Origin of the sequence: Streptomyces sp. 71268 (assembly GCF_029392895.1) — a bacterium.
In the GTDB taxonomy this organism is placed as follows: domain Bacteria; phylum Actinomycetota; class Actinomycetes; order Streptomycetales; family Streptomycetaceae; genus Streptomyces.
Genome location: NZ_CP114200.1, coordinates 5,548,901 through 5,573,991, shown reverse-complemented (window position 1 = coordinate 5,573,991; position 25,091 = coordinate 5,548,901). Strand labels below are relative to the sequence as shown.

Here is a 25,091-nt window from a genome sequence, read left to right as displayed (position 1 = left end):
CGAGCGCCGCTCGCGCCCAGATCGGGCCTGGGAATACCCCCCGGGTCGTTACCCATCGGCAATCTGTGTCGGCACGAGCCCGCCCCGATCGGGACCGTTGGGCCGGGTGCGACGGGCGGGGCGGGGGCGGCCCGGGCTTACTCGGTGGAGACGACGACCGTCTTGGCCACCTTGTCGTGCAGGCACTGTCGGTACGGCCGGTCCCAGGTGCACCACAGGATGTTGACGAGCCAGAAGAGGAAGCCGCAACACGGGACGATCTGTGGCAGTGCGTAGGTTCCCGCCCGGAACCAGCCGGGCTGCCCCGTCGGATTCGCGCCATTGTTGAGCATCGCCACCCGCAGCTTCATCAGCTTCTTGCCGACGGTCTGGCCGCGCGTGGTGAGCATCAGTCCCTCGTAGATGAAGTAGACGAGCGCGAAGACGATCTGCGTCGCCGACGACTTGCCCGTGTCGTCGGGGTCGGTGGGGTCGTAGCCGCCGAGCGACAGAAGCATGATCACGCTGACCGGGATGGCGACGATGAGCCCGTCGATGATCCTGGCGACCAGCCGTCGCCCGAGCCCGCCCAGCGGCGGCATGCCGGCCAACGGATCGGCGGCCCCGCCGTAGGGGTCGCCACCGTAGGGATCACCGCCGTACGGGGGCACGCCGCCGTACCCGCCGGGCTGGTCCCCGTACGGGCCGCCGTAGGGCCCGCCGTACGGGGAGCCGCCGCCCGGCGAACCGTTGTACGGGCCGCCGCCGGGCGGACCGCCCTGCCCGGCCTGGCCGCCCTGGCCGCCTCCGCCGGGCCAGCCGGGCTGGCTCGCGGCGGGCCCGGGGTGGGCCGCGTCGAACGGGCCCGGTCCGCCGGCCGGGCCCGGTCCGCCGGCGCCGGGTGGGCCGCCCGGAGCCCCCGCGGCCGGCTGGCCCGCGCCCGGGGAGCCCGGGGCACCCGGGGCACCCGGGGCACCCGGGGCACCCGGGGCACCCGTGCCAGGCTGGTCGCCCGAGCCGGCCGCCGGGTCGGGCGCGCCCGACCCGGGGTGACCCGAGGGCGGCTGCGGCGGCTTGCGCAGCGGATCGTCGTCTCGCGGCGGCTCGCCGGGGCCGGGCTGGGGCTGGTCGGTGCTCATGGCCCGAGTCGAACCCGGCGGCGGGCCCGGCGCATCCGGCGAGCGCCGTTCGGGCGACGTGGCTGGCCCGTCCGAGCGGGCGGGCCGCCGCGCGCGCCACCCGCCACCGAACGGGCTACTCCCGGCCCGAGGCCACGAACGTGCGCGCCGCCTTGTCGTGCCAGCACTGCCGCCACGGCCGGTCGAACAGGCACCACACCACGTTCACCAGACCGATGACCAGCAGCCCGAGCACCCCGTACACCAACCACCGGCGCAGTGCCGCGCCGAAGGTCGGGGTGTCGTGGTCCTCGATGTCGAGCACCCGCACCCCGCACAGCTTCTTGCCCAGCGTGCGCCCCCACTTGGCGGTGGGCAGCGCCTCGTAGACCACGCCGAGCAGCAGCAGCGCCGCGAGCGCCAGGGCCAGGTAGCCGCCGGTGGTGCCGTCGAGCAGGTAGACGGTGACGGTCTCGCCGCTCTGCTTGGCCTCGTCCACCTTCTCGTCGATGTGGTCCTTGGCCCGCGTCCACAGCGGCAACACGACGGCGCCGACGAGTCCGCCGAGCACCAGCGTGTCGACGAGCCGGGCGGCCAGTCGCCGGCCGAGCCCGGCCGGCCGGCCCTGCGCCTGGGCCGCGCTCAGGAACGGGTTGTTGACCGGCGGCTTCCACGGGATGACGTCGTCGATCGAGCCGGCGTGCGCGCCGCCCTGGCCCGCCGGCTGGGCGAGGTCGTGCACGCGCTGCGCCCAGTCGGCCTGGCCGGCGCCGACGCCCGACGCCCCAGGAGCGGGGGCGGGCGCGGGGGCCGGTTGCGCGGGGCCGGCCGCCGGGGTGCGAGGCGGGGTGCCCTGAGTCGGGATCTGGGTGCCCGGCACCGGCTGGGGGTGGGCGTCCGGGGCACCGTGGTGCGGCACGGCCCGCGCGGGAGGTGTCGCGGGGGGCCGGCGCGGGGGCCGGCTGGGCCGTGGCCGTTGGCGTGAGGGCGGGGCTCGTCTGGGCCTGCCCCGCGCGGCCCCGCGCGTCGCCGTCGCGGCCCAGCGCCCGGATGGTCAGCGTGCCGTCCCGGCCGCCCGGGGTGGGCGGGCCGGCCGCTGCCGCGTCCCGCGACTGGCCCTGGCCGCCGCCCGGTTCGGCGTCCTGGCGTTCGCGGCGCGGCGCCCGGATGGTGAGCGTGCCGTCGCCGCCGGCCCGCGGCGCGGCCCCGTCCGCCCCGGCGGCTCCGGGCTGGCCGGCGCCCTGGCGGAGGGCGGCGTCGGCGGGAGACGGCTCGGTGGGCGCGGCGCCCTGGCGGGGCAGGGCGGGGGTGCCGCCCGCCGGGAGGGCCGCGCGGGGCGCGGCGCCGGCGTCGAGTTCGCGGCCCCGCGCCTGCGGGGGCTCGCCCGCCGCCGTGGGACCGGGTGCGGCGGGTGCCGGCGCCGGGGCCGGCGCGATGCCGGTCGGCGGGACCACGCGCGGGTCGCCCTGGGCGTCGCCCCAGGCCGGTACGGAACCGGGGCGGCCGGCCGGCGCGTCGTCGGCGCCCCAGGACACGCGCTGGTTCGCCTCGCCACCGAAGCCCGCCTGGCGCGAGGTGTCGGCGTACCAGCCGCCGCCCGGCGCGGGGCCGCTGTCCGGCGACTGCTGCGGGTCGTGCCAGGGCGCGGCGTCGGCGGGTCGGGGGGCACCCGGTGTGCGCACGCCCACCTCGCCGCGCGGGCGCAGTTCGGGCAGCGCGCCGCCCGGGCCGGCGGCGGGGGGCTGCTCGTCGAAGAAGACCGGCCCCGTCTGGTCGGGGACCGCGCCCGCCTGTTGGGTGGTGTCGATCGGCGGCTGCTCGGTCGGGGCGAGCTGCGGGCCCTGGCCGTCGGCGCCGGGCGGCGGCGCGGGGACGGCCTCCCCTTCGCCGGGGGCGGGTCGGCTGGTGCCGGGCACCCAGGCGGCGCCGTTCCAGTAGCGGATGTAGCCGGGGATGGACGGGTCAGGGTAGTAGCCCTGCGTGGGGCCGCTGTCGCCGGGCACGCTCATGGTCTCCGATGTCCCGTATCTGCTCGGCCGCCTGGGCCGTGCTGTCTGTGCGGTGGGTGGCGCTACGCAGTCTGCCGCACCGGCGTGGCGCGGTGAACAGGCGCTCCGCGACCTTCTGGGCTGGCCGCACGGCCCCGCAGCGGTCCCCAGGTCTACCAGAAGCCCCCCTACGCCGCGCCCCGCAATACCCACTGACCACCCGCACGCGGGCGGGTTCAGAAAAAATTCCGACTGAATGTGGGAACTCGCGTAATGGTGCGGGGGGTAGCGCGCTCTAACCCATGCGGGTCGCCACGCGGCGGCTCGTGGTCCACGCAACCAAGCCAACACGACGCAGAGCAGAGAGGGCGCACCGCATGCACACCGTGGTGGAACGAGAACTGGAACTGAACCTGGTGCTGTCTCCCGAGCGCAGCATCCCCGTGCCGGCCAAGCTGGTCTACCGCACGGACGAGCCGTACGCCGTGCACATCACCTTCCACGTGGGCTCCGACTCCCCCGTCAACTGGACGTTCGCGCGCGAGTTGCTCGTCGAGGGGGTGTTTCGACCGTGCGGGCAGGGCGACGTGCGGGTGTGGCCGACCAAGGTGGACGGGCGCAGCGTGGTGTGCATGGCGCTCAGCTCGCCGGACGGCGACGCGCTCCTGGAGGCGTCGGCACCGATCGTCTCGGCCTGGTTGGAGCGGACGCTGCGGGCCGTGGCGCCGGGGTCGGAGAGCGAACGGCTCGGGATCGACGACGCGCTGAGCGAGTTGCTGACGCCGACCCCGGGCGACGACTGGTGGCTGCACGGCCCGTGGCCCTCCGACGAGTCGCCGGAGGGCCACGGGGCGTAGGGGCGCGGGTGCGGAGGTCAGCTCCCGGGCCCCTCGCTGACCGTGAGGAACTCGATGGAGTGCCCGTCGGGGTCGTCCACGTACAGTCCGCGCCCGCCGGAGCGGTGGTTGAGCTGCCGCGGCCCCTGGTGTTCCGGGTCCGACCAGTAGGGCAGGTCGCTCTCCCGGACGCGGGCGTAGATCCCGTCGAACTCCTCCTCGGAGACGAGGAACGCCAGGTGCTGCATGACGATCTGGTCGGGCTGGACGATGAAGTCCGCGTAGTCGATCGTCAGGCCGCCCTCGACGGGCACGGCGACGAAGGGGCCGAACGGCTTGGGCTCGGGGGCGCCGAGCAGACGGGCGAGGAAGCGGGCGGATGCGGTGCTGTCGGTGCTGTGCATGATGGTGTGGTCAAGGCGCGCCGGCACGATGCCTCCTACGGTGCTCATTTCCCGGCTGGAGTCGGGTCGTTGACCCTCTTCGACGGTATGTCGGTGGCCACCGCGCGGGTATCGGCCCTTCGCCGTACGACCCGCGACCCGCCGCCCGTGAGCTTCGACCGGAGGTGCCGGGCGGGGGCGTACGACCACGGACCGGGCGCGGGTTCTCGCGGGAGGAGCGCGGGACGCCACGGCCGTGGCGGACAGGCAAAAGCCCAGTACTCACGTGGCGGTGAGCACTGGGCTTCAGCGGTGCACGAGATCAGTCGCGGTCGAGGTGCGCCAGGAACTTGTTGTGCTTGACGTTGTTCTGGGTGTTGTTGTGGGTCTTGTTCTGCACCTTGGTGTTGATGTCGTCGAAGACGGTGGGAGCGTTCACCTTGGTGTTGGTGGTGTGGTTCACGTCGTCGATCTCGGTGACGACCTTGGTGCGCTCGGAGTCGCCGGTGATGATGTCGGCCGAGGCCGTGCTCATGGCGCCGGCGCCGGCGACGAGGGCCGCGGCGGTGGCGGTGGTAGCGAGAATCTGACGAATGCGCATTTCCTGCTCCTCATGCGAGGTGTTGACAGAACCAGGCCCACTAAACAACCGCGAGAAGCCACGACCGCCCATGACACCACGTATCCGCCGAATTGGCCCCGAATGGACCATAGTTGCGATAGTCCGCTGGTCGGGGCGGCGGCCCGACCCCCGCCCGCGAGGCGCGAGGCGTGCGGGCGGGCGTACGCGGCGGGCCGGGTGCGCGAACGGCGGGCGGATCAGAAGAGCTTGCCGGGGTTGAGCAGGCCCAGCGGGTCGAAGACGGCCTTGACGCCGCGCTGCAACTCAAGGCCGACGGGGCCGAGTTCGCGGGCCAGCCACTCCTTCTTCAGCAGGCCGACGCCGTGCTCGCCGGTGATCGTGCCACCGAGTTCCAGACCGAGGGCCATGATCTCGTCGAAGGACTCGCGGGCCCGACGGGCCTCGTCGGCGTCGGCGGGGTCGAAGCAGACGACCGGGTGGGTGTTGCCGTCCCCGGCGTGGGCGCTCAGGCCGATGGTGAGGTCGTGCTTGTCGGCGATGGCGGCCGTTCCGTCGATCATGTCGGCCAGCCGCGACCGGGGCACGCACACGTCGTCGATCATCGTCGCGGACTTGAGGGCCTCAAGGGCGGGCAGCGCCTGGCGCCTGGCCTGGAGCAACAGCTCCGACTCGGCGGCGTCCTCGGCGGGCACCACCTCGGTGGCCCCGGCCTCGGCGCAGATCCGGCCCACGGCGGCGAGGTCCGGGCCGGGGTCGGGGGTGTCGAACGCGGCGAGCAGCAGCGCCTCGGTGGACTCGGGCAGTCCCATGTGGGTCAGCGCGTTCACGGCGCGGACGCTGGTGCGGTCCATCAGCTCCAGCAGCGCGGGCGCGTGGCCGCGCTCCATGATCGCGCAGACCGCGTCACAGGCCGCGGCGGCCGAGGGGAACTCGGCGGCCAGCGCCCGTTGTTCCGGCGGCGCCGGCCGCAGCCCCAGCACCGCGCGTACGACGATCCCGAGGCTGCCCTCGGAACCGACGAAGAGCCTGGTCAGGTCGTACCCCGCGACGCCCTTGGCGGTGCGACGGCCGGTGCTCAGCAGCCGCCCGTCGGCGAGCACCACGTCGAGGCCGAGCACGTACTCGGCGGTCACCCCGTACTTCACGCAGCACAGCCCGCCGGAGGCGGTGCCGATGTTGCCACCGATGGTGCACTGCTCCCAGCTGGAGGGGTCGGGCGGGTAGTACAGGCCCCGCTCGGCGACGGCGCGGGAGAGGACGGCGTTCACGACGCCGGGTTCGACGACGGCGATCCGGTCCACGGCGCTGATCTCCAGGATGCGGTCCATCTTGGTCAGCGAGAGCACGATGCTGCCGTCGGACGCGTTGGCCGCGCCGGACAGGCCCGTGCGCGCGCCCTGCGGGACGACCGGGACGCGCAGGGCGGTCGCGGTCCGCATGACGTGCTGGACCTGTTCGACGGTGCGCGGCAGGACGACGGCGGCGGGGCTGCCCGCCGCGCAGAAGCTCGCCATGTCGTTGGCGTACGAGCGGGTGATGCCGGGGTCGGTGAGTACCGCTTCGGCGGGCAGTCCTGCGCGCAGTCGCGCCACGAGAGCGTTCATACGTCCAGCCTGGCACCGGTGCCGCCGGGGCGGAAGGTGCCCCGTCCGGCCGCGCCGTCGGCCGCCCCACCAGCGGCCCGGCGGCCGACGGCCCGGGGAACGACACGCGGGCGAGGCCGGGGCCGGGTGCCGGCGGCGCCCGTCCGGGGCGGAACCGAGCCGGGGCGGCCAGGGGTACGAGCCATCGGCAACCGGGGCAAGCGGCCCACAGGGCGTGGTCCGTACGGAAAGGACACAGAACCGCACGTATACGCAGGAGGAGCGAAAAGGTCACGCTGCCGCACCCACTTGGCGGTCAGAAACGGTGCGATGGGATGAACGATCGTCCTTGCCGACAACCGGCCGCGAGGAGCGCAGTTAGTGACTGTGCTGGCGCCTCCACGGCGCCTAGTGCCCAACGCATACCAAGGAAGGTCACCTCATGAACACCAAGAAGGTGCTCGCGGGCTCGATGCTCAGCCTCGCCGCCGCTGGCTTCGCCGTCACCCCGGCGACGGCCGCCGAGAACGAGGACGCCGGCCGCTTCGAGCAGAACATCCAGATCATCGACGATCTGTGCCCGACCGTTCAGGACATCGACGTCCTGGTCATCGAGGTGCTGGACGAGGCCCGCACCAACCAGTGCAACACGATCCACGACAAGGCGGCGCAGATCGACAACTCGGACGCCCCGGGTCTGCCGATCGGGCTGCTGGGCTCCGCCGTCAACTAACAGCGCTGAGCCGCCAGCGCTGTCTCCTGGAGGCATCCTCCAGGCAGAACGGCCCCTGGGTTCCGTGGCCCTCCTCCACGGGCCTTGGGGCCTTCTCCGTGCCCGGGCCCCCCACGGGGGGCCCGGGTTCTCGCCTGTCCGCGCACGGCGTGCGGTGGGCCGGCCCGCGGGAGGGGCCGGCCACCGGGCTCAGAGGTTGCCGCGGCGCTCCTGCTCGCGCTCGATCGCCTCGAAGAGGGCCTTGAAGTTGCCCTTGCCGAAGCCCATCGAGCCGTGCCGCTCGATCATCTCGAAGAAGACGGTCGGCCGGTCCTGGACGGGCTTGGTGAAGATCTGCAGCAGGTAGCCGTCCTCGTCGCGGTCCGCGAGGATCTTCAGCTCGCGCAGCGTCTCGATCGGCACCCGGGTCTCGCCGACCCACTCGCCGAGCGTGTCGTAGTACGAGTCGGGGGTGTCCAGGAACTGGACTCCCGCCGCGCGCATGGCCCGTACGGTGGAGACGATGTCGTTGGTGGCGAGCGCGATGTGCTGCACGCCCGGGCCGCCGTAGAACTCCAGGTACTCGTCGATCTGCGACTTCTTCTTCGCGATCGCCGGCTCGTTGAGCGGGAACTTCACCTTGCGGGTGCCGTCCGCGACGACCTTGGACATGAGCGCGGAGTACTCGGTGGCGATGTCGTCGCCCACGAACTCCTTCATGTTGGTGAAGCCCATGACCTTGTTGTAGAAGCCGACCCACTCGTCCATCTTGCCGAGCTCGACGTTGCCCACGCAGTGGTCGATGGCCTGGAAGGTGCGCTTGGCCGGCGGCTCCACGATGGGGTTGGCGGCGACGAAACCGGGCAGGTAGGGACCGTCGTAGCCGGAGCGCTCGACGAGCGTGTGGCGGGTCTTGCCGTAGGTGGCGATGGCGGCCAGCACCACGGTGCCGTGCTCGTCCTTCACCTCGTGCGGCTCTTCCAGGCCGGTGGCGCCGTGCTCCAGGGCGTAGGCGTACGCCGCCCGGGCGTCCGGGACCTCGATGGCGAGGTCGATGACGCCGTCGCCGTGCTCGGCGACGTGCTCGGCGAGGAAGCGCCCGCGGTCGGTGGCGGGCTTGATGACGGAGGTCAGCACGAATCGGGCGCTGCCCGACACCAGCACGTAACTGGCGGTCTCGCGGCTGCCGTTCTCCGGTCCGGAGTAGGCGACGAGCTTCATACCGAAGGCCGTCGCGTAGTAGTGGGCGGCCTGCTTGGCGTTGCCGACGGCGAAGACGACCGCGTCCATTCCCTTGACCGGGAAGGGGTCGGCCTGCCTGGCCGTCTCGGGGGACTGATCGATGGTCTCTGTCATAGCCGCAGACTCCCCCCGATCCACAAGGTGCGCAATAGTTTGTGCATCTGCTGGACAACTTGACTAGCAGTTCCAGAGTTTCGCCGGACGATCTGTACAGGATGACCATCACGGAGGTGGCCGGGACGCATGGGCATAAGACGGGGTGCGCGAACCGCGGAACGCGAATACGCGGGACGCGGAGATGGGGAACGCGGATACGCGGCTGGCGGGGTGAGCCGTCATGGGCATTGACCGGTTGGACGGCCGGCTGATCGAACTGCTCGCCGAGGAGCCGCGGATCGGGGTTCTTGAGGCGTCGCGCCGGCTCGGCGTGGCGCGGGGGACGGCGCAGGCGCGGCTTGACCGGTTGCAGGCGGCCGGCGTGATCCGCGGGTTCGGGCCACAGGTGGACCCGGCGGCGCTCGGCTATCCGGTGACGGCGTTCGCGACGCTGGAGATCAAACAGGGGCAGGGCGCGGACGTCCGCAGCCACCTCCAGACGGTGCCCGAGGTGCTGGAGCTGCACACCACGACCGGCCACGGCGACATGCTGTGCCGCCTGGTGGCACGCTCCAACGCCGATCTCCAGCGGGTGATCGACCGGGTTGTGGGCTTTGATGGCATCGTGCGGGCCTCGACGGCGATCGTGATGGAGAACCCCGTCCCGCTCCGGATCATCCCGCTGGTGAAGCAGGCGGCCGATGACTGACCGAGGAGGGACGCGATGAGCTTCTGGGAGTACGTCGGCAACCGACGCACCCAGTTACTGCTGGACACCTACCAGCACGCCAGCGCCGTCTTCCAGTGCATGGTGGTCGCCACGGTCCTCGGGGTGCTGCTGGGTGTCCTGACCTACCGCAGCGAGTGGGCCGGCAACCTGGCCATCACCGTCACGGCGACCATCCTCACCGTGCCGTCCCTGGCCATGATCGGCCTGCTCATCCCGATCACCGGGCTCGGTGTCGCGCCGACGGTGACCGCGCTGGTCCTCTACGGGCTGCTGCCCATCGTGCGCAACGCGATCGTGGGGCTGCGCGGCGTGGACCCCGACCTGGTGGACGCCGCCAGGGGGCTCGGCATGTCGCGGCTGGCCCGGCTGGTGCGGGTCGAGCTGCCGCTGGCCTGGCCGCCCATCCTGACCGGCATCCGGGTCTCCACGCAGATGCTGATGGGCATCGCCGCGATCGCCGCGTACGCCTCCGGGCCCGGGCTCGGGAACGAGATCTTCCGCGGCATCTCGTCGCTCGGCAGCGCCAACGCCGTCAACAAGGTCATGGCCGGGACGCTGGGCATCGTGCTGCTCGCGCTGGTCTTCGACGCCGTGTACGTGCTCATCGGACGCCTGACCATTCCCAGGGGGATTCGTGTCTGACACCAGCGACGGCCAGCCCGGCGGCCGCTCCGACGGCCAGCCCGCCCACGCCAGCGGCCGACCCGACGCGGGGTCCGCCGGCAACGCCCCCGCGCGGGGCGCCACCACCGGGGCCACCATCGAGCTGGAGAACCTCACCAAGCGCTACCCGGGCAGCGAGGCGCCCGCCGTGGACAACGTGAACATGGAGATCAGGGCCGGCGAGACGGTGATCTTCGTGGGGCCCTCGGGGTGCGGCAAGTCCACCACACTGAAGATGATCAACCGGCTGATCGAGCCGTCATCGGGCCGCATACGCATCGGCGACGAGGACGTGACCGGCATAGACCCGGTCAAGCTACGCCGCAAGGTGGGTTACGCCATCCAGTCGTCCGGCCTGTTCCCGCACATGACGGTCGCGCAGAACATCGCCCTCGTACCGAAGATGGTCGGCTGGTCCAAGGCCCGCGTCACGGCCCGGGTCGAGGAGATGCTGGACCTGGTCGGGCTCGACCCACGGGAGTTCCACGACCGCTACCCGCGCCAGCTCTCGGGCGGGCAACAGCAGCGGGTCGGCGTGGCCAGGGCGCTGGCGGCCGATCCGCCGGTGCTGCTCATGGACGAGCCGTTCGGCGCGGTGGACCCGATCACCCGCGACCACCTCCAGGACGAGCTGATCCGGCTCCAGCACGAGCTGCACAAGACCATCGTCTTCGTCACCCACGACTTCGACGAGGCGATCAAGCTGGGCGACCGGATAGCGGTGCTGCGGGACCGCTCACACATCGCCCAGTTCGACACGCCCGAGGCGATCCTGACCAACCCGGCCGACGACTTCGTCTCCGGGTTCGTCGGCGCCGGGGCGGCACTCAAACGGCTCAATCTGACCCGGGTACGCGACGTGACGGTCGAGGACATCCCGACCGCGGTGATCGACGACCCGTTGCAGTCCATCTTCGACCTGTTCCGGTCGGCCTCGATCAACGAGGTGCTGCTCCTCGACCGGCACCGGCGCCCGTACAAGTGGCTGCGCCGAGGCGACCTCAGCCGCGCCAAGGGGTCGCTGGCCCGCGCCGGCACGCTCGTCGCCGACACGGTGACCCGGGACGCCACGCTGCGCGACGCGCTGGAGGCGGTGCTCACCGACAACGCCGGCCGGGTCCCGGTCACCGGGCGGCGCGGCGAGTACACCGGCGTGGTGGACATGGAGACGCTGATGAACTCCGTCCACGAACTCCTGGAGGCGGACCGGCTCGACGCCGTGGAACACCAGCACCAGTTGCAGGAGGCGCGCTCACACCTGACCCACCTCGAACAGGAGGGCGCCACGGGCGGCGGCACGCCGCGCGGGCCGGGGCAGGAGGGCGAGGCATGAGCCGCGCGGGCACCCGGGGACCCGGCGGGCGAGCCGGGCGCGCGGGGACGGACGCGCCCCCGCCGGACGAGACACGGGCCGTGGACATCGAGCGCAGGCCGCCCGCGCCCGCCGCCCAGCCACCCCGGCTGACCTGGCAGAAGCTCACCTTCCTGCCGGCCACCATCGCGATCGGGCTGCTGGCCACCTGGCTCTGGTTCCGGGGCGCCGAGCTGGACTCCATCGCGCGCAACGCGATCGCGGACGGCAACGTCTGGCTGCGGCTGCGCCAGCACGTCGAGCTGACCGCGATCTCCACGTTCTTCGTACTGATCATCGCCATCCCGCTGGGCATCGCGCTGACCCGGCGCCGGCTGCGGCCCGCCGTGCCCGTGGTGCTGGCCATCGCCAACATCGGCCAGGCCACGCCCGCGATCGGGCTGCTGGCACTGCTGGTGATCTGGCTGGGCATCGGCACCAAGGCCGCGCTGGTCGGCATCGTCGCGTACGCGGTGCTGCCGGTGCTGGCCAACACCATCGCGGGGCTGCGGGCCATCGACCCGACGCTGATCGAGGCGGCGCGCGGCATCGGCATGTCGGCCCTCGGCGTACTGCGCAAGGTGGAACTCCCGCTGGCCGTGCCGCTGATCCTGGCGGGCGTGCGCACCGCGCTGGTGCTCAACGTCGGCACGGCGACGCTCGCGTACTTCGGCGGCGGGGGCGGGCTCGGCGACCTGATCGCCACCGGCATCAACAACCAGCGCATGCCCGTCCTGGTGCTCGGCTCCATCCTCACGGTGGCGCTCGCGCTCCTCGTGGACTGGCTGGCCTCGGTGGTCGAACTGCTGCTGCGCCCGCGCGGCCTCGAGGGGGACGCATGAGGATGCCGGGGGTACGCGGGAGGAGCCGTAGGGCGGCCACGGGCCGACAGCCGGCGACGGGACGACCGGCCACGGGCCGGGGGGCGGCGGGCCGTGGCCGGGCCACGCTCGGCGTCGGGCTCGCGGCGGCGCTGCTGGCCCCGGCCCTGCTCAGCGGCTGCGGGCTGCACAGCGGCAGCATGATGGTCGACGACGTGGAGCCGGGCACGATAGGCCGCGGCGAACCGCTCAAGGGCGCCAACCTGACGGTGACCTCGAAGGAGTTCACCGAGAACATCATCCTGGGCCAGGTCATCGGCATCGCCTTCCAGGCGGCCGGCGCCAAGGTGCTCGACCGGACCAACATCCAGGGCTCCATCGGCGCCCGGGAGGCCATCAAGTCGGGCGACGCGGACGCGATGTACGAGTACACGGGCACCGGGTGGATCACCTACCAGGGCAACGAGAAGCCGATCACCGACCCCCGGGAGCAGTGGCGCGCGGTGCGCGCGGCGGACCGGAGGAACGGCGTCTCCTGGCTGTCGCCGGCCAGGCTCAACAACACGTACACGCTGACCGTCAACCAGGCGAACGCCAAGAAGTACGGGGTACGCACCCTGTCCGACGTCGCGGCGGCGACCCGCCGCGACGGTTCGCTCAAGCTGTGCGTGGACACCGAGTTCGCCTTCCGCGACGACGGGCTGCCCGGCATGCGCGAGGCGTACGGGATGCGGTGGCCGGGGTCGCGGGTGCGCAAGATGGAGGCCGGCGTCATCTACCGCGAGGTACGCAAGGGCTCGGCCTGCACCTTCGGCGAGGTCACCTCGACCGACGGGCGCATCCAGGCGATGAGGCTGGTGGTCATGGCGGACGACCGACACTTCTTCCCCAACTACAACGCCGCCCCGGTGATCCACGGCAGGACGCTGGAGAAGCACCCCGAGATCGCCGAGGTGCTCGACCCGATCACCGCGAAGCTGACCAACGCGGTGGCGCAGCGGCTGAACGCCAAGGTGGACGTGGACGGCGAGGACCCGCACGACGTGGCCCTCGACTGGCTGGTGGCGGAGGGCTTCGTGAAGAAGGGCTGAGCGGCCCGCACGCCCGGTCGTCACCCGCAGGGCCCCGGTCGCGTCCCCGTGGGGGCGTGGCCGGGGCCTCGTCGTACGCGGTCCGGGGCTCCCACCTGCGAGGACTCACGTGCAAAGAAAGTAGTGCAAAGGAACGCTTGCAAGGCTTTCTTTGCAAGCTTACGGTGGCCGTATGACCACCCACGAGAGCCCACCCCCCGGCCCCGATCCGGGGCCCGCCACGAGCGAGGCGACGCGCCCGCTCCGGCAACTCGACGCGCGGTCGCTGCGCGGCCTGGCCCATCCGCTGCGGCTGCGCCTCCTGGAGGTGCTGCGGCACGACGGACCGGCGACCGCCTCCCAGCTCGCGGACCGGCTCGGCGAGTCCAGCGGCGCCACCAGCTACCACCTGCGCCAGCTCGCCTCGTACGGCTTCGTCGCCGAGGAGACCGGGCGCGGCACGGCCCGCGAGCGCTGGTGGCGGGCGGTACACGAGGGCATCCAGGTCAGCGACCCGGAGACCTTCCTCGGGCACGACGACCCCGCGGTGCGCGGCGCGCTCGACCTGATGCTGCACGAGGTCGCCAGCATCCACACCAGCGAGCTGTCCACCTGGCTCGGCTCGATGCACACCTGGTCCCAGGAGTGGCGCCGTCACGGTGACATCAGCGACTTCACCCTGTGGCTCACCCCCGAGATCGCGGGCGAGCTGGGCAGGCGACTGCGCGAGGTCATCGACGACTACCGGGACCGGGTACCGGCCGACGCCGCCGGCGCCGCCTCCGTCCGGCTCCACCTGCACGCCTTCCCCCGCGAGGGCGGCCAGCGGCACGCCACGCGGGAGCGAGCCGTACGAGAGGGCCAGACCGTACGAGACGACGGAGCCGCGCGAGACGGCGGGGCCGGACGAGACGACGAGGAGGACGCACCATGACGCACTCCGACATTCATATGGCCGTGCACGACCACCGCGCCCGCGAGTTACAGACCGAGGCGGCCACCTGGCGGCTGGCCCACGGGCGGCCGCCGACCGGGGCCGCCGGCCGGGCCGGGTGGCGCGCGCGGGCCGGCGATGGCCTGGCCTGGCTACGCGACCGGTGTGGCTGGGCCCTGGTGGGGCTCGGGTTGCGGCTGGTCAGTCGGCCGCTCAGCAGCTCGGGACCGTTTTACCCGCCGCGAGGGCCCGGAGGGAGGACACCGCGTCCTTCAACTCCTTGACCGGGATGAGCTTGAGCCCCTTGGGCAGTTCCTCCGTGACGTCGGAGCACTGTTCGCGGGGGACGAGGAAGACGCTGGCGCCGTCGCGCTTGGCCGCCTTCGGCTTGAGGCCGACGCCGCCGACCGGGCCGACCTTGCCGTTGGCGTCGATCGTGCCCGTACCAGAGATGATCCGGCCGCCGGTGAGGTCGCCGCCGCGGCCGTCGCCGTCGAGCTTGTTGATGATGCCGAGGGTGAACATGAGCCCCGCGCTCGGGCCGCCAACCTTGGCGAGCCGCAGCGTGACCTTCACGTCCTTCGGTGAGCGGTGCAGGTAGCCCAGCGCCGCCTGGACCGCGGAGTCCTGGGACTCCTTCATCTCCTCGCGGTTGTGCTTGTCCACCTCCTTCGGCGAGTCGCCGACCGGGTAGACGGAGTCGCGCGGCATCACCGCGCGCCCCTCGTTGAACCAGCCGCTGATCACGTCCTTGAGGCGGATGTCCGCGTCCGGGCCGGTGGCGACGATGGCCGTCATCCGCAACTGCCCGCTGGTCTCGCGGGTCGGGGCGCCCTCGATGGTGATCACCGGTTGGCCCCGGTCGGACCCGAGCACGTTCGCGGTCAGCCCGGGGTAGGCGATCGAGAACGGCAACGGCGCGAACGCGGCGACCGCGAGCAGGGCGACGACGAGCGTGGAGCAGACCGCGAGGATGCGAGCGCGAGGAGACACGTCCGCCACCCTAAGGGACGGCAACGTTTCCCCGGCCGGGCAGGGCTGCTGGGCCGGACAGAGCTGCTGGGCCGGGCAGGGCCGGCCGGCCGCGGCGGGGCGGCGCCGCGGGGGGCGGGCCCGCGCGGTACGGCGGGCCCGCGCGGTACGGCGGGCCCGCGCGGTACGGCGGGCCCGCGCGGTACGGCGGGCCCATGCGGTACGGCGGGCCCGTCGCTCAGCGCAGGGCGTCCGCGACCTCCTTCGCGGCCTCGACCACCCGCGGGCCGACCCGCTCGGGCACCGAGTCGGTCAGCATCACCACGCCCACGCTGCCCTCGATGCCGGTCACCCCGAGCAGCGGCGCGGCGGCGCCGCTCGCACCGGCCTCCAGCTCGCCGTGGGTGAGGGCGTAGCCGCTGTCGGTCAGGCCGTTGCGGGCGGCGAGGATGGCCCGGCCCGCGGCGCCGCGGTCGAGCGGGTGGCGGAAGCCGGCGCGGTAGGCGACGTGGTAGTCCGTCCAGGTCGGCTCGACGACGGCGACGGCGAGCGCCTCGGCCCCGTCCACCAGCGTGAGGTGGGCGGTGGCGCCGATGTCCTCGGCGAGCGCGCGCAGCGCGGGCATGGCGGCCTCGCGCACCAGCGGGTGTACCTGCCTGCCGAGCCGCAGCACGCCGAGGCCGACCCGGGCCCGGCCGCCGATGTCCCGTCTGACGAGGGCGTGTTGTTCGAGCGTGGCGAGCAGGCGGTAGACGACGGTGCGGTTGACGCCGAGCTTGTTGGACAGTTCGGTCACGGTCAGGCCGTGGTCGGTGTCGGCCAGGAGTTTGAGGACACGCAGCCCTCGATCGAGCGTCTGAGAGGTCTCCGCGGTCACGACGCCCCCTTCTCGGGTGAGTGGCGGCCGATTCCGGTTCAGCGCCACCGGTCCCATCGGCAGCGCGCGGAAGAGGCCACCGGTCGCGGTTCGCACGCACCGGCCGCGCTCCGCGGCGGCGCTGCCACGGGGCGTGTGCGTGGGGGAACGCTAGCGAGCGAGTTCGCTCAGCGGAAGAGCTCGTCCACAATCCGGTCAACTGCGCGACACCTCGCGCCCGGTGTGCGCCCCGATATGGGTCGATGGGCCCGCATTCGGCGGGCCGAGCCGATGGCGCACGGGAGCGCGGAGGGGCGCGGTAGTGCGCGCCGGGCCGACCGTACGGCGGGGCGGCGCGCCCGGGGGCGCGCCAACCCCGCGACAGGGGCGGGTTCGGAGCGGTTCAGGCCGGTGACGGGCGCGGGTTCAGGCCGATCGCGCCGTCAGCGCATGCGGGTGGCCCACTCCCGGACCTTCTTGATCCGCTCGCGGATCTGGCCGGCGGTGGCCTCGGCGCTCGGCGGACCACCACAGACCCGGCGCAGCTCGGTGTGGATCACCCCGTGCGGCTTGCCGCTCTGGTGCACGTACGCGCCGACCAGGCCGTTCAACTCCTTGCGCAGGGCGAGGAGTTCCTTGTGGCTGACGACGGGGCGGCGGTCGGCGGGCAGTTCGAGGAGGTCGGCCTCCTCGTCGGGCTTCTTGCGGCTGTGCGCGATCTGCCGCGACTGCCGGCGCTGGAGCAGCATCTGCACCTGGTCGGGTTCGAGCAGGCCCGGGATGCCGAGGTAGTCCTGCTCCTCCTCGCTGCCGGGGTGCGCCTGCATGCCGAACTCGGCGCCGTCGTAGAGCACCCGGTCGAAGACGGCGTCCGACTCCAGGGCCTCAAAGGAGAGTTGGTCCTGCTCGCCGGTGTCCTCGTCCTGCTGCCGCTCGGCCTCCTGGAGGAGCTTGTCCTCCTCCGCGTACGGGTTGTCCTCGCCCTCCTTCTTGGGCTTGTCGAGGACGTGGTCGCGCTCGACCTCCATCTCGTTGGCGAAGCCGAGCAGCGTCGGGATGGTCGGCAGGAAGACGGAGGCGGTCTCGCCGCGCCGCCGGGAGCGTACGAAGCGGCCCACGGCCTGCGCGAAGAACAGCGGCGTCGAGACGGTGGTGGCGTACACGCCGACCGCGAGCCGGGGCACGTCCACGCCCTCGGACACCATGCGCACCGCGACCATCCAGCGGCTGTCGGACTGGCTGAACTCGTCGATGCGCTGCGAGGCCGCTGTCTCGTCGGAGAGTACGACCGTCGGCCCGTCGCCGGTGATCTTGCGCAGCAGCTTGGCGTACGCGCGGGCCTGCTCCTGGTCGCTGGCGATCACCAGGCCGCCGGCGTCCGGGATGGCCTTGCGCACCTCGCTGAGCCGGCGGTCGGCGGCGGCCAGCACGTTGGGCATCCACTCGCCGCGCGGGTCGAGCGCGGTGCGCCACGCCTGCGAGATGGCGTCCTTGGTCATCGGCTCGCCGAGCCGGGCCTCGATCTCGTCGCCGGCCTTGGTCCGCCAGCGCATGTTCCCGCTGTACGACAGGAAGATCACCGGGCGCACGACGCCGTCGCCGAGCGCGTTGCCGTAGCCGTACGTGTAGTCGGCCGAGGAGCGGCGGATGCCGTCGTTGCCCTCCTCGTACGTCACGAAGGGGATCGGGTTGGTGTCCGAGCGGAAGGGCGTGCCGGTCAGGGCGAGCCGGCGGGTGGCCGGGTCGAACGCCTCCAGGCACGCCTCGCCCCAGGACTTGGAGTCGCCCGCGTGGTGGATCTCGTCCAGGATGACCAGCGTCTTGCGCTGCTCGCAGCGGTTGCGGTGCAGCATGGGGCGCACGCCCACGCCCGCGTAGGTGACGGCCACGCCGTGGTACTCGCGGCTGACCGGCCCGGCCGAGTACTCCGGGTCCAGTTTGATGCCGACCCGCGCCGCGGCCTCGGCCCACTGCTTCTTCAGGTGCTCGGTCGGCGCGACCACGGTGACCTGCTGCACGACGTGGTGGTGCAGCAGCCAGGAGGCCAGCGTCAGGGCGAAGGTGGTCTTACCGGCGCCGGGCGTCGCGACGGCCAGGAAGTCGCGCGGCTGCTCCTGGATGTACTTGTCCATCGCCCCCTGCTGCCAGGCACGCAGCTTGTTCGCGGTACCCCAGGGGGCCCGGCCGGGGAAGGCGGGTGAGAGGTGGTGATTCGCGGTGGTAGTCACGGTCTCCGTCGGGCTGGCTCGGGATCGGCAACCGCGTCAGCCTACCCGTGCCACCACCCCCGGCACGGGCGTACGGGGGTGGTGGGGCGGGGGTGGGACTCAGGTCACACTCCCTCGCCCCCGTCGCGCCGGGGCGAGGGTGTTTACGCCGAGGAAGCCGCGAATCGCGGCAGCAATTCCGCGATTTTGGGTACGTCCAGCTCTCCCTGGGCCACGTTCAAGACGAAGCGCTCGGCCTCGTCCACGTCGAAGCCCTCGACCAGCGGATGGCCATTGACGTGCAGAAAGACCCAGGTCGCGTACCAGGCGAGGCGCTTGTTGCCGTCCACCATGGCGTGGTTTCGGGCCAGCGACTCCATCAGCGCGGCGGCCTTCTGCCACACGTCGGGGTACGCGTCCTGACCGAACACGCTGGCCTGGGGGCGAGCGAGTGCGGACTCCAGCAATCCGTAGTCGCGCACCTCGCTCTCCCCGAGACGCTGGGCGAGCCCCAGCAACTGGGGCAGGTCCAGGAACTTCATCAGGCGAGCCTCCGGTTCAGCTCGGCGCTGACCTTCAGCACGTGATCGGCGGCCTCGTTGTAGAGCCGGGAGTGTTCGTTTATGGCGGCCATCACGGCGTCGTGAGCGAACGCCTGCATGCTGCGCCCCTCAGCTTCCGCGCGTTCCCTGAGGGCGTCGAGCTCTTCTTCCGTGAAACGCAGGTTAAGTGCAGCCATAGCGGCACGGTACCACGTGGTACCACGCCATACTACGCCTTCCCCGGCCGCAGCCGCGTCGTCACGAACGCTCCGACCAGGGCCATCGCGGCCATGCCGAGCAGGACCGCGGCGAAGGCGGCCGGGTGGCCGCCGGAGCCGGCGGCGTCGGCCGCGTCGTGTGTGCTGACCGTGGCGGAGCCGCCGCCGAAGGCGACGAAGAGCACGCCGCTCGCGCCGACCAGCGAGATGTTGCCGAGCGCGTCGGAGACCTGGAGGGACGCCGCGTTGGTGCCCGAGTCCTCCGGGCGGGAGAGCTTGAGCAGCAGCACGCTGCCGCCGGAGATCGTCACGCCCATGCCGAAGCCGCCGATGACCCAGGAGGCGGCGACGATCCACGCGGGCACCCCGTCGATCAGCGCGGTGGCCGCCAGCGCGATGGACAGCGCGATCATCAGCATGCCCAGGCCCATCAGCCGCTCCCGGTGCGCGTCCAGGCGCGGCCGGCTCTGCGCGTACGAGCCGAGCGCCCAGGTCAGGCCGCCGCCGGTGAGCGAGAGGCCGGCCATGGTCGGGGACAGGCCGCGCTCGGTGACCAGCATCAGCGGTACGAAGGACTCGGCGCCCAGGAAGGTGCCGGCCGCCAGGCCGCGCAGCAGCACCACCGACGGCAGCCCGCGCGCGGCGCGGAAGGTTCCGGTGGGCAGCAGCCGCAGGACGCACGGCACGAGCAGCGCGGCGCCGGCGACGCCGGGCAGCAGCGAGAGCCAGCGCAGGTCCTGTACGGCGAACTGGAGCAGCCCGGCCCCGGCCGCGACCGCGAGGGCCAGCAGGATGCGGCGGCGGTCCATCGCCGCGCTGTGCTCGCCGGGCGGCAGCTTGCGCAGCGCGGGCAGCATCACCATCAGCGGCAGCAGCACCAGGACGGGCATGCCGAGGAAGACCCAGCGCCACCCGACGTGCTCGGCGATCGTGCCGGCCACCACCGGGCCGACGATCACGGGCAGCACCCAGGCGGTGGAGAACGAGGCGAGCACGGCGGGCTGAAGCCGCTGCGGGAAGGCGCGGCCGACGACGACGTACAGCGACACGATGACCAGGCCGCCGCCGACGCCCTGGACGCCGCGGCCGGCGATGAACATCCACATCTGGGTGGCCGAGCCCGCGACGACCAGCCCCGCGCCGAACGCGGCGACCCCGGCGAACAGCGGCGCCAGCGGTCCCCTGCGGTCGCACCACTCGCCGGAGAGCGTCATGGCGAACAGGCTGGCGGTGAAGTAGCCGGAGAAGGCGAAGGCGTACAGCTCCACGCCGTCGAGCCGCTCGGCCGCCACCGGCATGACCGTGGTGACCGCGCTCGCCTCGAAGGCGATGAGCGAGACGACGGAGATGATGCCGAGGGTGAGCGCGCGGTAGGCCCGGCTGAAGACGGTGGCCTCGCTCGCGGGGATCTCGTCGCCGGCCCCGTCACGGGTCTCGTCCCGGACCCCGCCCTGGGCCCCGTCCTGGGCCCTGGCGTCGGCCCCCTCTCGGGTCTCGTCCCGGGGTCTGGCTTCGGAGGACACGGCGACGTCGGGCGCGGGGTGGGAGGGGCCGGGTGGGGCGGAGGTGACGGGTGCGGCGCCGGATATGCCGCCGGCGGCCCGGACGACACCCGCGCCGCCGGCGGGTGAAGGGGCCGCGCCGGCATCCACGGAGCGCGGATCGAGGTCGGTCATGGCGTCAGAGTAAGGGCCACGAACCGCGTTGACCCCTGTCTGAAGGCGGTGTTCCGCTCGGCCATCGGGCCTACGACCTCGGTGTCCTTCGCGGCGCGGCGCGGCCGTACGGAAGACCGGCACGCCCCACACGAGGCCCCCGCGCGGGGCGACGGTGCCGGGCCCGGGGCTCGTACGGCCGTACGCTCCCGGGCCCGGCACCGGACGCGGCCCGGGCCCGGGGGTGGTGGGCCCGGCGCCTGGCGGCGGCCCGGTGCGCGGCGGGAGGAGTCCGCGCGGGCCGGGCCGCTACGCCGTCAGCAGGACGCCCGCGTACGAGACGCCCCCGATCACCACCCACGAGCACAGGCCGAGCGCGGCGACCCGGCCGCCCGTGCGGGCCAACGTGGGCAGGTGCACCGCGCTGCCGAGGCCGAACAGGGCGGCGGCCAGCAGGAGTTCCTGCGCGTGCCCGGCGACGTCGATGGCGGCGCCGGGCAGCGCGCCGGTGCTGCGCAGGGCGACCATCGCCAGGAAGCCGGCGACGAACAGGGGCACCAGCGGCGGGCGGCGCGGGGCGGACTGAGTGGAGGTCGTGGTGGTCGAGTCGGTGGCGGCACCGCTACGGGAGCGGGCCCGGGCCCGTACGGACAGAGCGACGGCCGCCACCAGGGGCGCGAGCATCGCCACGCGCATGAGCTTGACCAGCACCGCGTCGCCGAGCGCGGCGGAGCCCGCGGTCTGCGCGGTGGCCACCACCTGCCCCACGTCGTGCACACTGGCCCCGGCCCAGCGGCCGAACTCCGCGTCACTGAGCCCGAGCGGGTGTTGCAGCAGTGGCAGTACGGCGATGGCGAGGGTGCCGCACAGGGTCACCAGGGCCACCGAGGTCGCCACGTCCCGCTCGTCGCTGTCGGACGCCTCGCTGACCGCGCCGATCGCGGACGCGCCGCAGATCGAGTAGCCGGTGGCGATCAGCAGCGGCTGGTCACCGCGCAGGCCGAGCTTGCGGCCGAGCCACAGGGTGCCGAAGAAGGTCGCCCCGACCACGGCGAACACCATGCCCACCGTCGCCCAGCCGAGGCCGAGCACGTCGTCCAGGCTCAGCTTGAGGCCGAGCAGCACGATGCCCAGTCGCATCAGCCGCTTGCCGGCGTACGACAGGCCGGGGCGGCAGCGTCCCCGTACCAGCGCGCGCACGCCGCGCACGTGCGCCGCGACCACGCCGAGCACCACCGCGATGGTCAACATCGGCACGGCGGGCAGCAGTTGGTGCGCGCCCCAGGCCACGGCGACGCCACCGGCGGCCAGCGCCAGGCCGCCCAGCTTGTCCGAACGGGCACGCCGGGGCGGCGGCTGCTCGCCCCGCCCGGTGTTCGATCGGGCAGGCGTGCCGGGCGGCGGGGGCAGCGCGGCCGCCGCCCGGGGTGGGGCGGGCAGGGCGCTCGCGGGGCGCGGGTGGGGGCGTAGGTGCACCCATAGCGGGGTCGGGTGGGCCGAGCGCGGCCGGCTCACAGCTCGTCCGCGGGCAGCTCGTACACGCGGCGCACGCTGGTGCCGAGCCGCGCGATGTCGGCCCCGTAGATGTGGATCGAGATGGCGGTCTCGGTACCGGTGTTGCACACCCGGTGGATGTCGCCGGGGGGCGCGAACCCGCACACCGAGCCGAGCGGGTTGACGACGTCCTGGGTGGCCACCAGGCGCGAGGTGGCGCCGTCGGAGACCAGGCGGTAGCGGCGCTCGCTCTCCTCGCCCTCGTGCACCCCGGTCACGCACCAGGACACATGGTCGTGGATGGACGTCCGCTGGCCCGGCAGCCACACCAGGGCCACGACGGAGAAGCTGCCGTCCCGCTCGGCGTAGAGCAGGTGCTGCCGGTAGGTGTCGGGGTCGCCCTCGCGCTGCTCGTCGGTGAGGAGGTCGGGACAGGTGAGGTGGGGGCCGAGCCGTTCGCCCACCAGGTAGGCCGTCAGGTCCGGCGGCAGGCCCCGACCCACGGCCTCCCGCACGTCCTCGACGAGGGCGTCGAGACGCGCGGTCGTGCGTGCGGCCCTGAAGGGCGTGGGGGCGGTCGGAGTACGCATGCTCGAAGCGTCACGCCGCCCCCCGCGCGCCGTCTAACAACAGTTCCTTGGCCGCACCGGGGCCCGCGCTTATGGATGGACCGCGCGCACGGACCGCGCGATCGGCGGCGGGGGAGGTACGGAAGGAGAGGGGAACGGGTCAGCAGCCGACGCGGCGCTCGGCGGCGGCCCGCAGTTCGTCGAGGACCAGCGCGGTGGCCGGGACGCGCAGGTGCTCGCGGAGCACGTACGCCGAGACCTGCCGGCGTGAGGCGGGGTCCAGGGCCCGGCCCGCGACCTTCTGGTGGCACAGGAAGGACAGCACCAGCGAGGGCATCATGGCCACCCCCACGCCCGCCGCGACCAGGCTCTGCACGACCAGGTTGTCGTCGGAGGTGAAGGCGATGTCGGGCGCGAAGCCCTGCTCGGCGCACTCGTGCAGGAAGTTGGCCCGACATCGCAGGCAGCCGGCGATCCACCGTTCCTCGGCCAGGTCGATGAGCTTGACCGCGCGCCGCCTGGCCAGCGGGTGCCCCGTGGGCAGCAGGATGGTGAGCTGGTCCTCGAACAGGCGCACCTCCACCACCTCGTCCGGCACCTCCTCGTGCAGGCCGGGGTAGGTGAAGGCCAGCGTGATGTCGCACTCGCCGCGCGCGAGGCGGCCCAGCGACTCGGGCGGCTCGCCCTCCAGGAGTTCCACCCGCACGCCCGGGTGGCCGACCGCGAGCGAGGCCATGACCTCGGGTATCAGCGTCGCGCTGGCGCTGGGGAAGGCGCACACCCGCACCCGGCCCGCGCGCAGCCGGGTGATGGCGTCCATCTGCTGCTGGGCCGTGGCGATGGTGTCGAGGATGACGTCGGCATGCCGGGCCAGCGCCTCGCCCGCCTCGGTCAACCGCATTTGCCGGCCGACGCGGGTGAACAGGGCGGTGCCGACGTCCCGTTCCAGAGCCTTCATCTGCTGTGTGATCGCGGGCTGCGTATAGCCGAGCGCGCGGGCCGCGCCGGAGTACGAGCCGGCTTGCAGAACCTCGCGGAACGTGTGGATGTGCCGGGAATCGAACACGCCTTCATCATAAGCAGAAGTTGGGGTAGAGCGGCAGATCCCCTCGTTACGCGTATAGAAGGGCCCCTGATTCGCGCCTCTGGCGCCCCACCCGCACCAAGCCGCAGGCCGGAGCCGCGCACCCGGCGTGCCCCTCCCCCGCTCCGGCCCGCCAACGACGCCACCGGCCCAGCCCGCCGTAACCCGCCAGCCCCGTGTCCCGGGCCCCCGTCGGCCCCGCGCGCTGGGACGACGCGCCCCGCGCGCACGCCGCGCGGGGCGGGCGGGCGGATGCGGCAAGCTGGACGAATGTCGCATGCCACCGCACCGCACGCCCTGCGCCCCGGCGCGCACCGGTACGCCTCGTACGACGGCGCCGAACTCGCCTACCGCGTCCTCGGCCCGCGCGACGGGGCCGCCGCGCCGCCGCTGGTCTGCCTCGCCGGCGGCCCCGGCCGGGACGCCGCGTACCTCGGCGACCTCGGTGGGCTCGACGAGCACCGGCCGCTGGTCGTCCCCGACAGCCGTGGCACCGGCGCCTCGCCGCCCGCCACCGACCCGAGCGGCTACGCGTTCCCCCGCCTCGCCCAGGACCTGGAGGCCCTGCGCCAGCACCTCGGCCTTGAGCGGTTCGCGCTGCTCGCCCACGACGCCGCGGCGGCCACGGCCCAGGCGTACGCCGCGGCCCACCCCGAACGGCTCAGCCACCTCGTCCTGGTCTGCCCGGGCGCCCGGCTCCAGGGCGAACTCCCCGACGACGCCCGCGAGATCTTCGAGGCCCGCTCCGACGAGCCCTGGTGGGAGGACGCGTACGCGGCGGTCCAGGCCCTGCCCACCGCCTCCGACCTGGACGACGTACGCGACCTGCTACGCCGCGCCGCGCCGCTGGCGTACGGCCGCTGGGAGGAGCCGCAGCAGGCGCACGCGGCGAGCGAGGGCGCCCAACTCGGCCCCGTCCCACGGGCCGGCTTCTGGCAGGGCGTGGACGAGGCGGCCCGCCTCGCGCTGGTGGAACGGCTGGAGGCGGTGCGCTGCCCGGCGCTCGTGGTGACCGGCGCCCGGGACGGCGTGACCGGCGTACGCGCTGGCGAACTCGTCGCCGCCTCCCTCGCCCACGCCAGCGCCCGCGCCCTCCCCGAGGTCGGCCACTTCCCGTGGGTGGACGCGCCGGACCTCTTCCGCACGACGGTGGAGGACTTCGTTCGCGGCGCGTAGGCCCTGCCGGGCGGCACCGGGGGTGGGGGTGGCGGGACTCGGTCCGTGCGGGTGTGTCTGTGGGGGGCGCGACGGCGGCCGTACGGGAGTGGCGGGCTCTCGCGCGCGGGCGCCTACGCGGGGCGGACTCCGGAGCGGACGGCGGCGGAGGCGGGTGAGGGTGCCGGGGCCGGGGGCCGATCGGGCAACCCGGCCTGCCCCATCGCGCACGCCCGCGAGGGCCCCACTT

General features: G+C 73.3%; 24 protein-coding genes and 1 pseudogene. 9 read left to right on the top strand and 16 right to left on the bottom strand.

Going from position 1 to position 25,091, the window contains the following annotated elements; translation table 11 throughout:
- Positions 1-137: 137 nt before the first annotated feature.
- The 3 genes and pseudogenes from OYE22_RS22015 to OYE22_RS22005 all read right to left on the bottom strand — a co-directional run.
- Positions 138-1,118 (bottom strand): RDD family protein, encoded by a 981-nt coding sequence (locus OYE22_RS22015; RefSeq protein ID WP_277322005.1) that lies wholly within the window; start codon positions 1,116-1,118, stop codon positions 138-140.
- Positions 1,119-1,233: 115 nt separating this feature from the next.
- Positions 1,234-2,016, bottom strand: a complete 783-nt coding sequence (locus OYE22_RS22010) for an RDD family protein (RefSeq protein ID WP_277322004.1) — start codon at positions 2,014-2,016, stop codon at positions 1,234-1,236.
- 1,009 nt (positions 2,017-3,025) lie between these two features.
- Positions 3,026-3,106: pseudogene (locus OYE22_RS22005) on the bottom strand (DUF2510 domain-containing protein); the annotation flags it as partial.
- 356 nt (positions 3,107-3,462) lie between these two features.
- Here OYE22_RS22005 and OYE22_RS22000 point away from each other — a divergent pair.
- A complete protein-coding gene (locus OYE22_RS22000; RefSeq protein ID WP_176161864.1) occupies positions 3,463-3,942 on the top strand; it encodes an SsgA family sporulation/cell division regulator in 480 nt (159 codons plus the stop codon).
- Between the two features lie 17 nt (positions 3,943-3,959).
- Here the strand turns inward: OYE22_RS22000 and OYE22_RS21995 are convergent, their stop codons facing one another.
- The 3 genes from OYE22_RS21995 to OYE22_RS21985 form a co-directional block, all read right to left on the bottom strand.
- The gene (locus OYE22_RS21995) at positions 3,960-4,352 is read right to left on the bottom strand and encodes a VOC family protein (RefSeq protein ID WP_277324260.1); all 393 of its coding nucleotides are present in this window, start codon (positions 4,350-4,352) and stop codon (positions 3,960-3,962) included.
- Between the two features lie 274 nt (positions 4,353-4,626).
- Positions 4,627-4,905, bottom strand: coding sequence for a hypothetical protein (locus OYE22_RS21990; protein WP_277322003.1), 279 nt, complete (start codon positions 4,903-4,905; stop codon positions 4,627-4,629).
- 218 nt (positions 4,906-5,123) lie between these two features.
- A complete protein-coding gene (locus tag OYE22_RS21985; protein WP_277322002.1) occupies positions 5,124-6,491 on the bottom strand; it encodes an FAD-linked oxidase C-terminal domain-containing protein in 1,368 nt (455 codons plus the stop codon).
- Positions 6,492-6,912: 421 nt separating this feature from the next.
- Here OYE22_RS21985 and OYE22_RS21980 point away from each other — a divergent pair, with 421 nt between their 5' ends.
- On the top strand, positions 6,913-7,203 hold the full coding sequence (locus tag OYE22_RS21980; protein WP_277322001.1) for a hypothetical protein: 291 nt from the start codon (positions 6,913-6,915) through the stop codon (positions 7,201-7,203).
- A 189-nt stretch (positions 7,204-7,392) separates the two neighbouring features.
- Here the strand turns inward: OYE22_RS21980 and hppD are convergent, their stop codons facing one another.
- Entirely contained in the window at positions 7,393-8,538 is a 1,146-nt protein-coding gene (gene hppD / locus OYE22_RS21975; RefSeq protein ID WP_277322000.1) for a 4-hydroxyphenylpyruvate dioxygenase, read from the bottom strand.
- A 223-nt stretch (positions 8,539-8,761) separates the two neighbouring features.
- On the opposite strand from hppD, the gene OYE22_RS21970 reads away from it, so the two are divergent.
- From OYE22_RS21970 to OYE22_RS21945, 6 genes are all read left to right on the top strand, one after another.
- Positions 8,762-9,229, top strand: coding sequence for an Lrp/AsnC family transcriptional regulator (locus tag OYE22_RS21970; protein WP_176161869.1), 468 nt, complete (start codon positions 8,762-8,764; stop codon positions 9,227-9,229).
- 15 nt (positions 9,230-9,244) lie between these two features.
- Entirely contained in the window at positions 9,245-9,892 is a 648-nt protein-coding gene (locus OYE22_RS21965) for an ABC transporter permease (protein ID WP_277321999.1), read from the top strand.
- 118 nt (positions 9,893-10,010) lie between these two features.
- Positions 10,011-11,246, top strand: coding sequence for a betaine/proline/choline family ABC transporter ATP-binding protein (locus tag OYE22_RS21960; RefSeq protein WP_277324259.1), 1,236 nt, complete (start codon positions 10,011-10,013; stop codon positions 11,244-11,246).
- Positions 11,243-12,106, top strand: a complete 864-nt coding sequence (locus OYE22_RS21955; protein WP_277321998.1) for an ABC transporter permease — start codon at positions 11,243-11,245, stop codon at positions 12,104-12,106. The genes OYE22_RS21960 and OYE22_RS21955 overlap by 4 nt, the downstream gene beginning before the upstream one ends.
- A gap of 179 nt (positions 12,107-12,285) precedes the next feature.
- The gene (locus OYE22_RS21950) at positions 12,286-13,176 is read left to right on the top strand and encodes a glycine betaine ABC transporter substrate-binding protein (RefSeq protein ID WP_277324258.1); all 891 of its coding nucleotides are present in this window, start codon (positions 12,286-12,288) and stop codon (positions 13,174-13,176) included.
- Between the two features lie 172 nt (positions 13,177-13,348).
- A complete protein-coding gene (locus OYE22_RS21945) occupies positions 13,349-14,089 on the top strand; it encodes a winged helix-turn-helix domain-containing protein (protein WP_348652237.1) in 741 nt (246 codons plus the stop codon).
- A 213-nt stretch (positions 14,090-14,302) separates the two neighbouring features.
- Here the strand turns inward: OYE22_RS21945 and OYE22_RS21940 are convergent, their stop codons facing one another.
- From OYE22_RS21940 to OYE22_RS21900, 9 genes are all read right to left on the bottom strand, one after another.
- On the bottom strand, positions 14,303-15,082 hold the full coding sequence (locus OYE22_RS21940) for a S16 family serine protease (RefSeq protein ID WP_277321997.1): 780 nt from the start codon (positions 15,080-15,082) through the stop codon (positions 14,303-14,305).
- Positions 15,083-15,299: 217 nt separating this feature from the next.
- Positions 15,300-15,938, bottom strand: a complete 639-nt coding sequence (locus OYE22_RS21935; RefSeq protein ID WP_176161876.1) for a helix-turn-helix domain-containing protein — start codon at positions 15,936-15,938, stop codon at positions 15,300-15,302.
- Between the two features lie 422 nt (positions 15,939-16,360).
- Entirely contained in the window at positions 16,361-18,145 is a 1,785-nt protein-coding gene (locus OYE22_RS21930; protein ID WP_176161877.1) for a DEAD/DEAH box helicase, read from the bottom strand.
- A gap of 143 nt (positions 18,146-18,288) precedes the next feature.
- A complete protein-coding gene (locus tag OYE22_RS21925) occupies positions 18,289-18,666 on the bottom strand; it encodes a type II toxin-antitoxin system death-on-curing family toxin (RefSeq protein WP_187062828.1) in 378 nt (125 codons plus the stop codon).
- Positions 18,666-18,863 (bottom strand): Arc family DNA-binding protein, encoded by a 198-nt coding sequence (locus OYE22_RS21920; RefSeq protein WP_277321996.1) that lies wholly within the window; start codon positions 18,861-18,863, stop codon positions 18,666-18,668. Before OYE22_RS21920 ends, OYE22_RS21925 begins: the two co-directional genes overlap by 1 nt.
- Before the next feature lie 32 nt (positions 18,864-18,895).
- Positions 18,896-20,560: an MFS transporter gene (locus OYE22_RS21915; RefSeq protein WP_277321995.1), complete on the bottom strand. Its 1,665-nt coding sequence runs from the start codon at positions 20,558-20,560 to the stop codon at positions 18,896-18,898.
- A 288-nt stretch (positions 20,561-20,848) separates the two neighbouring features.
- On the bottom strand, positions 20,849-21,865 hold the full coding sequence (locus OYE22_RS21910) for a putative sulfate exporter family transporter (RefSeq protein ID WP_277324257.1): 1,017 nt from the start codon (positions 21,863-21,865) through the stop codon (positions 20,849-20,851).
- Positions 21,866-22,050: 185 nt separating this feature from the next.
- On the bottom strand, positions 22,051-22,623 hold the full coding sequence (locus tag OYE22_RS21905) for a cysteine dioxygenase family protein (protein ID WP_277321994.1): 573 nt from the start codon (positions 22,621-22,623) through the stop codon (positions 22,051-22,053).
- Between the two features lie 139 nt (positions 22,624-22,762).
- The gene (locus OYE22_RS21900; RefSeq protein WP_277321993.1) at positions 22,763-23,668 is read right to left on the bottom strand and encodes a LysR family transcriptional regulator; all 906 of its coding nucleotides are present in this window, start codon (positions 23,666-23,668) and stop codon (positions 22,763-22,765) included.
- A 288-nt stretch (positions 23,669-23,956) separates the two neighbouring features.
- On the opposite strand from OYE22_RS21900, the gene OYE22_RS21895 reads away from it, so the two are divergent.
- Positions 23,957-24,862 carry an alpha/beta hydrolase gene (locus tag OYE22_RS21895; protein WP_277321992.1) on the top strand — a complete coding sequence of 302 codons (906 nt, stop codon included), beginning with the start codon at positions 23,957-23,959 and terminating at the stop codon, positions 24,860-24,862.
- Positions 24,863-25,091: the final 229 nt, after the last annotated feature.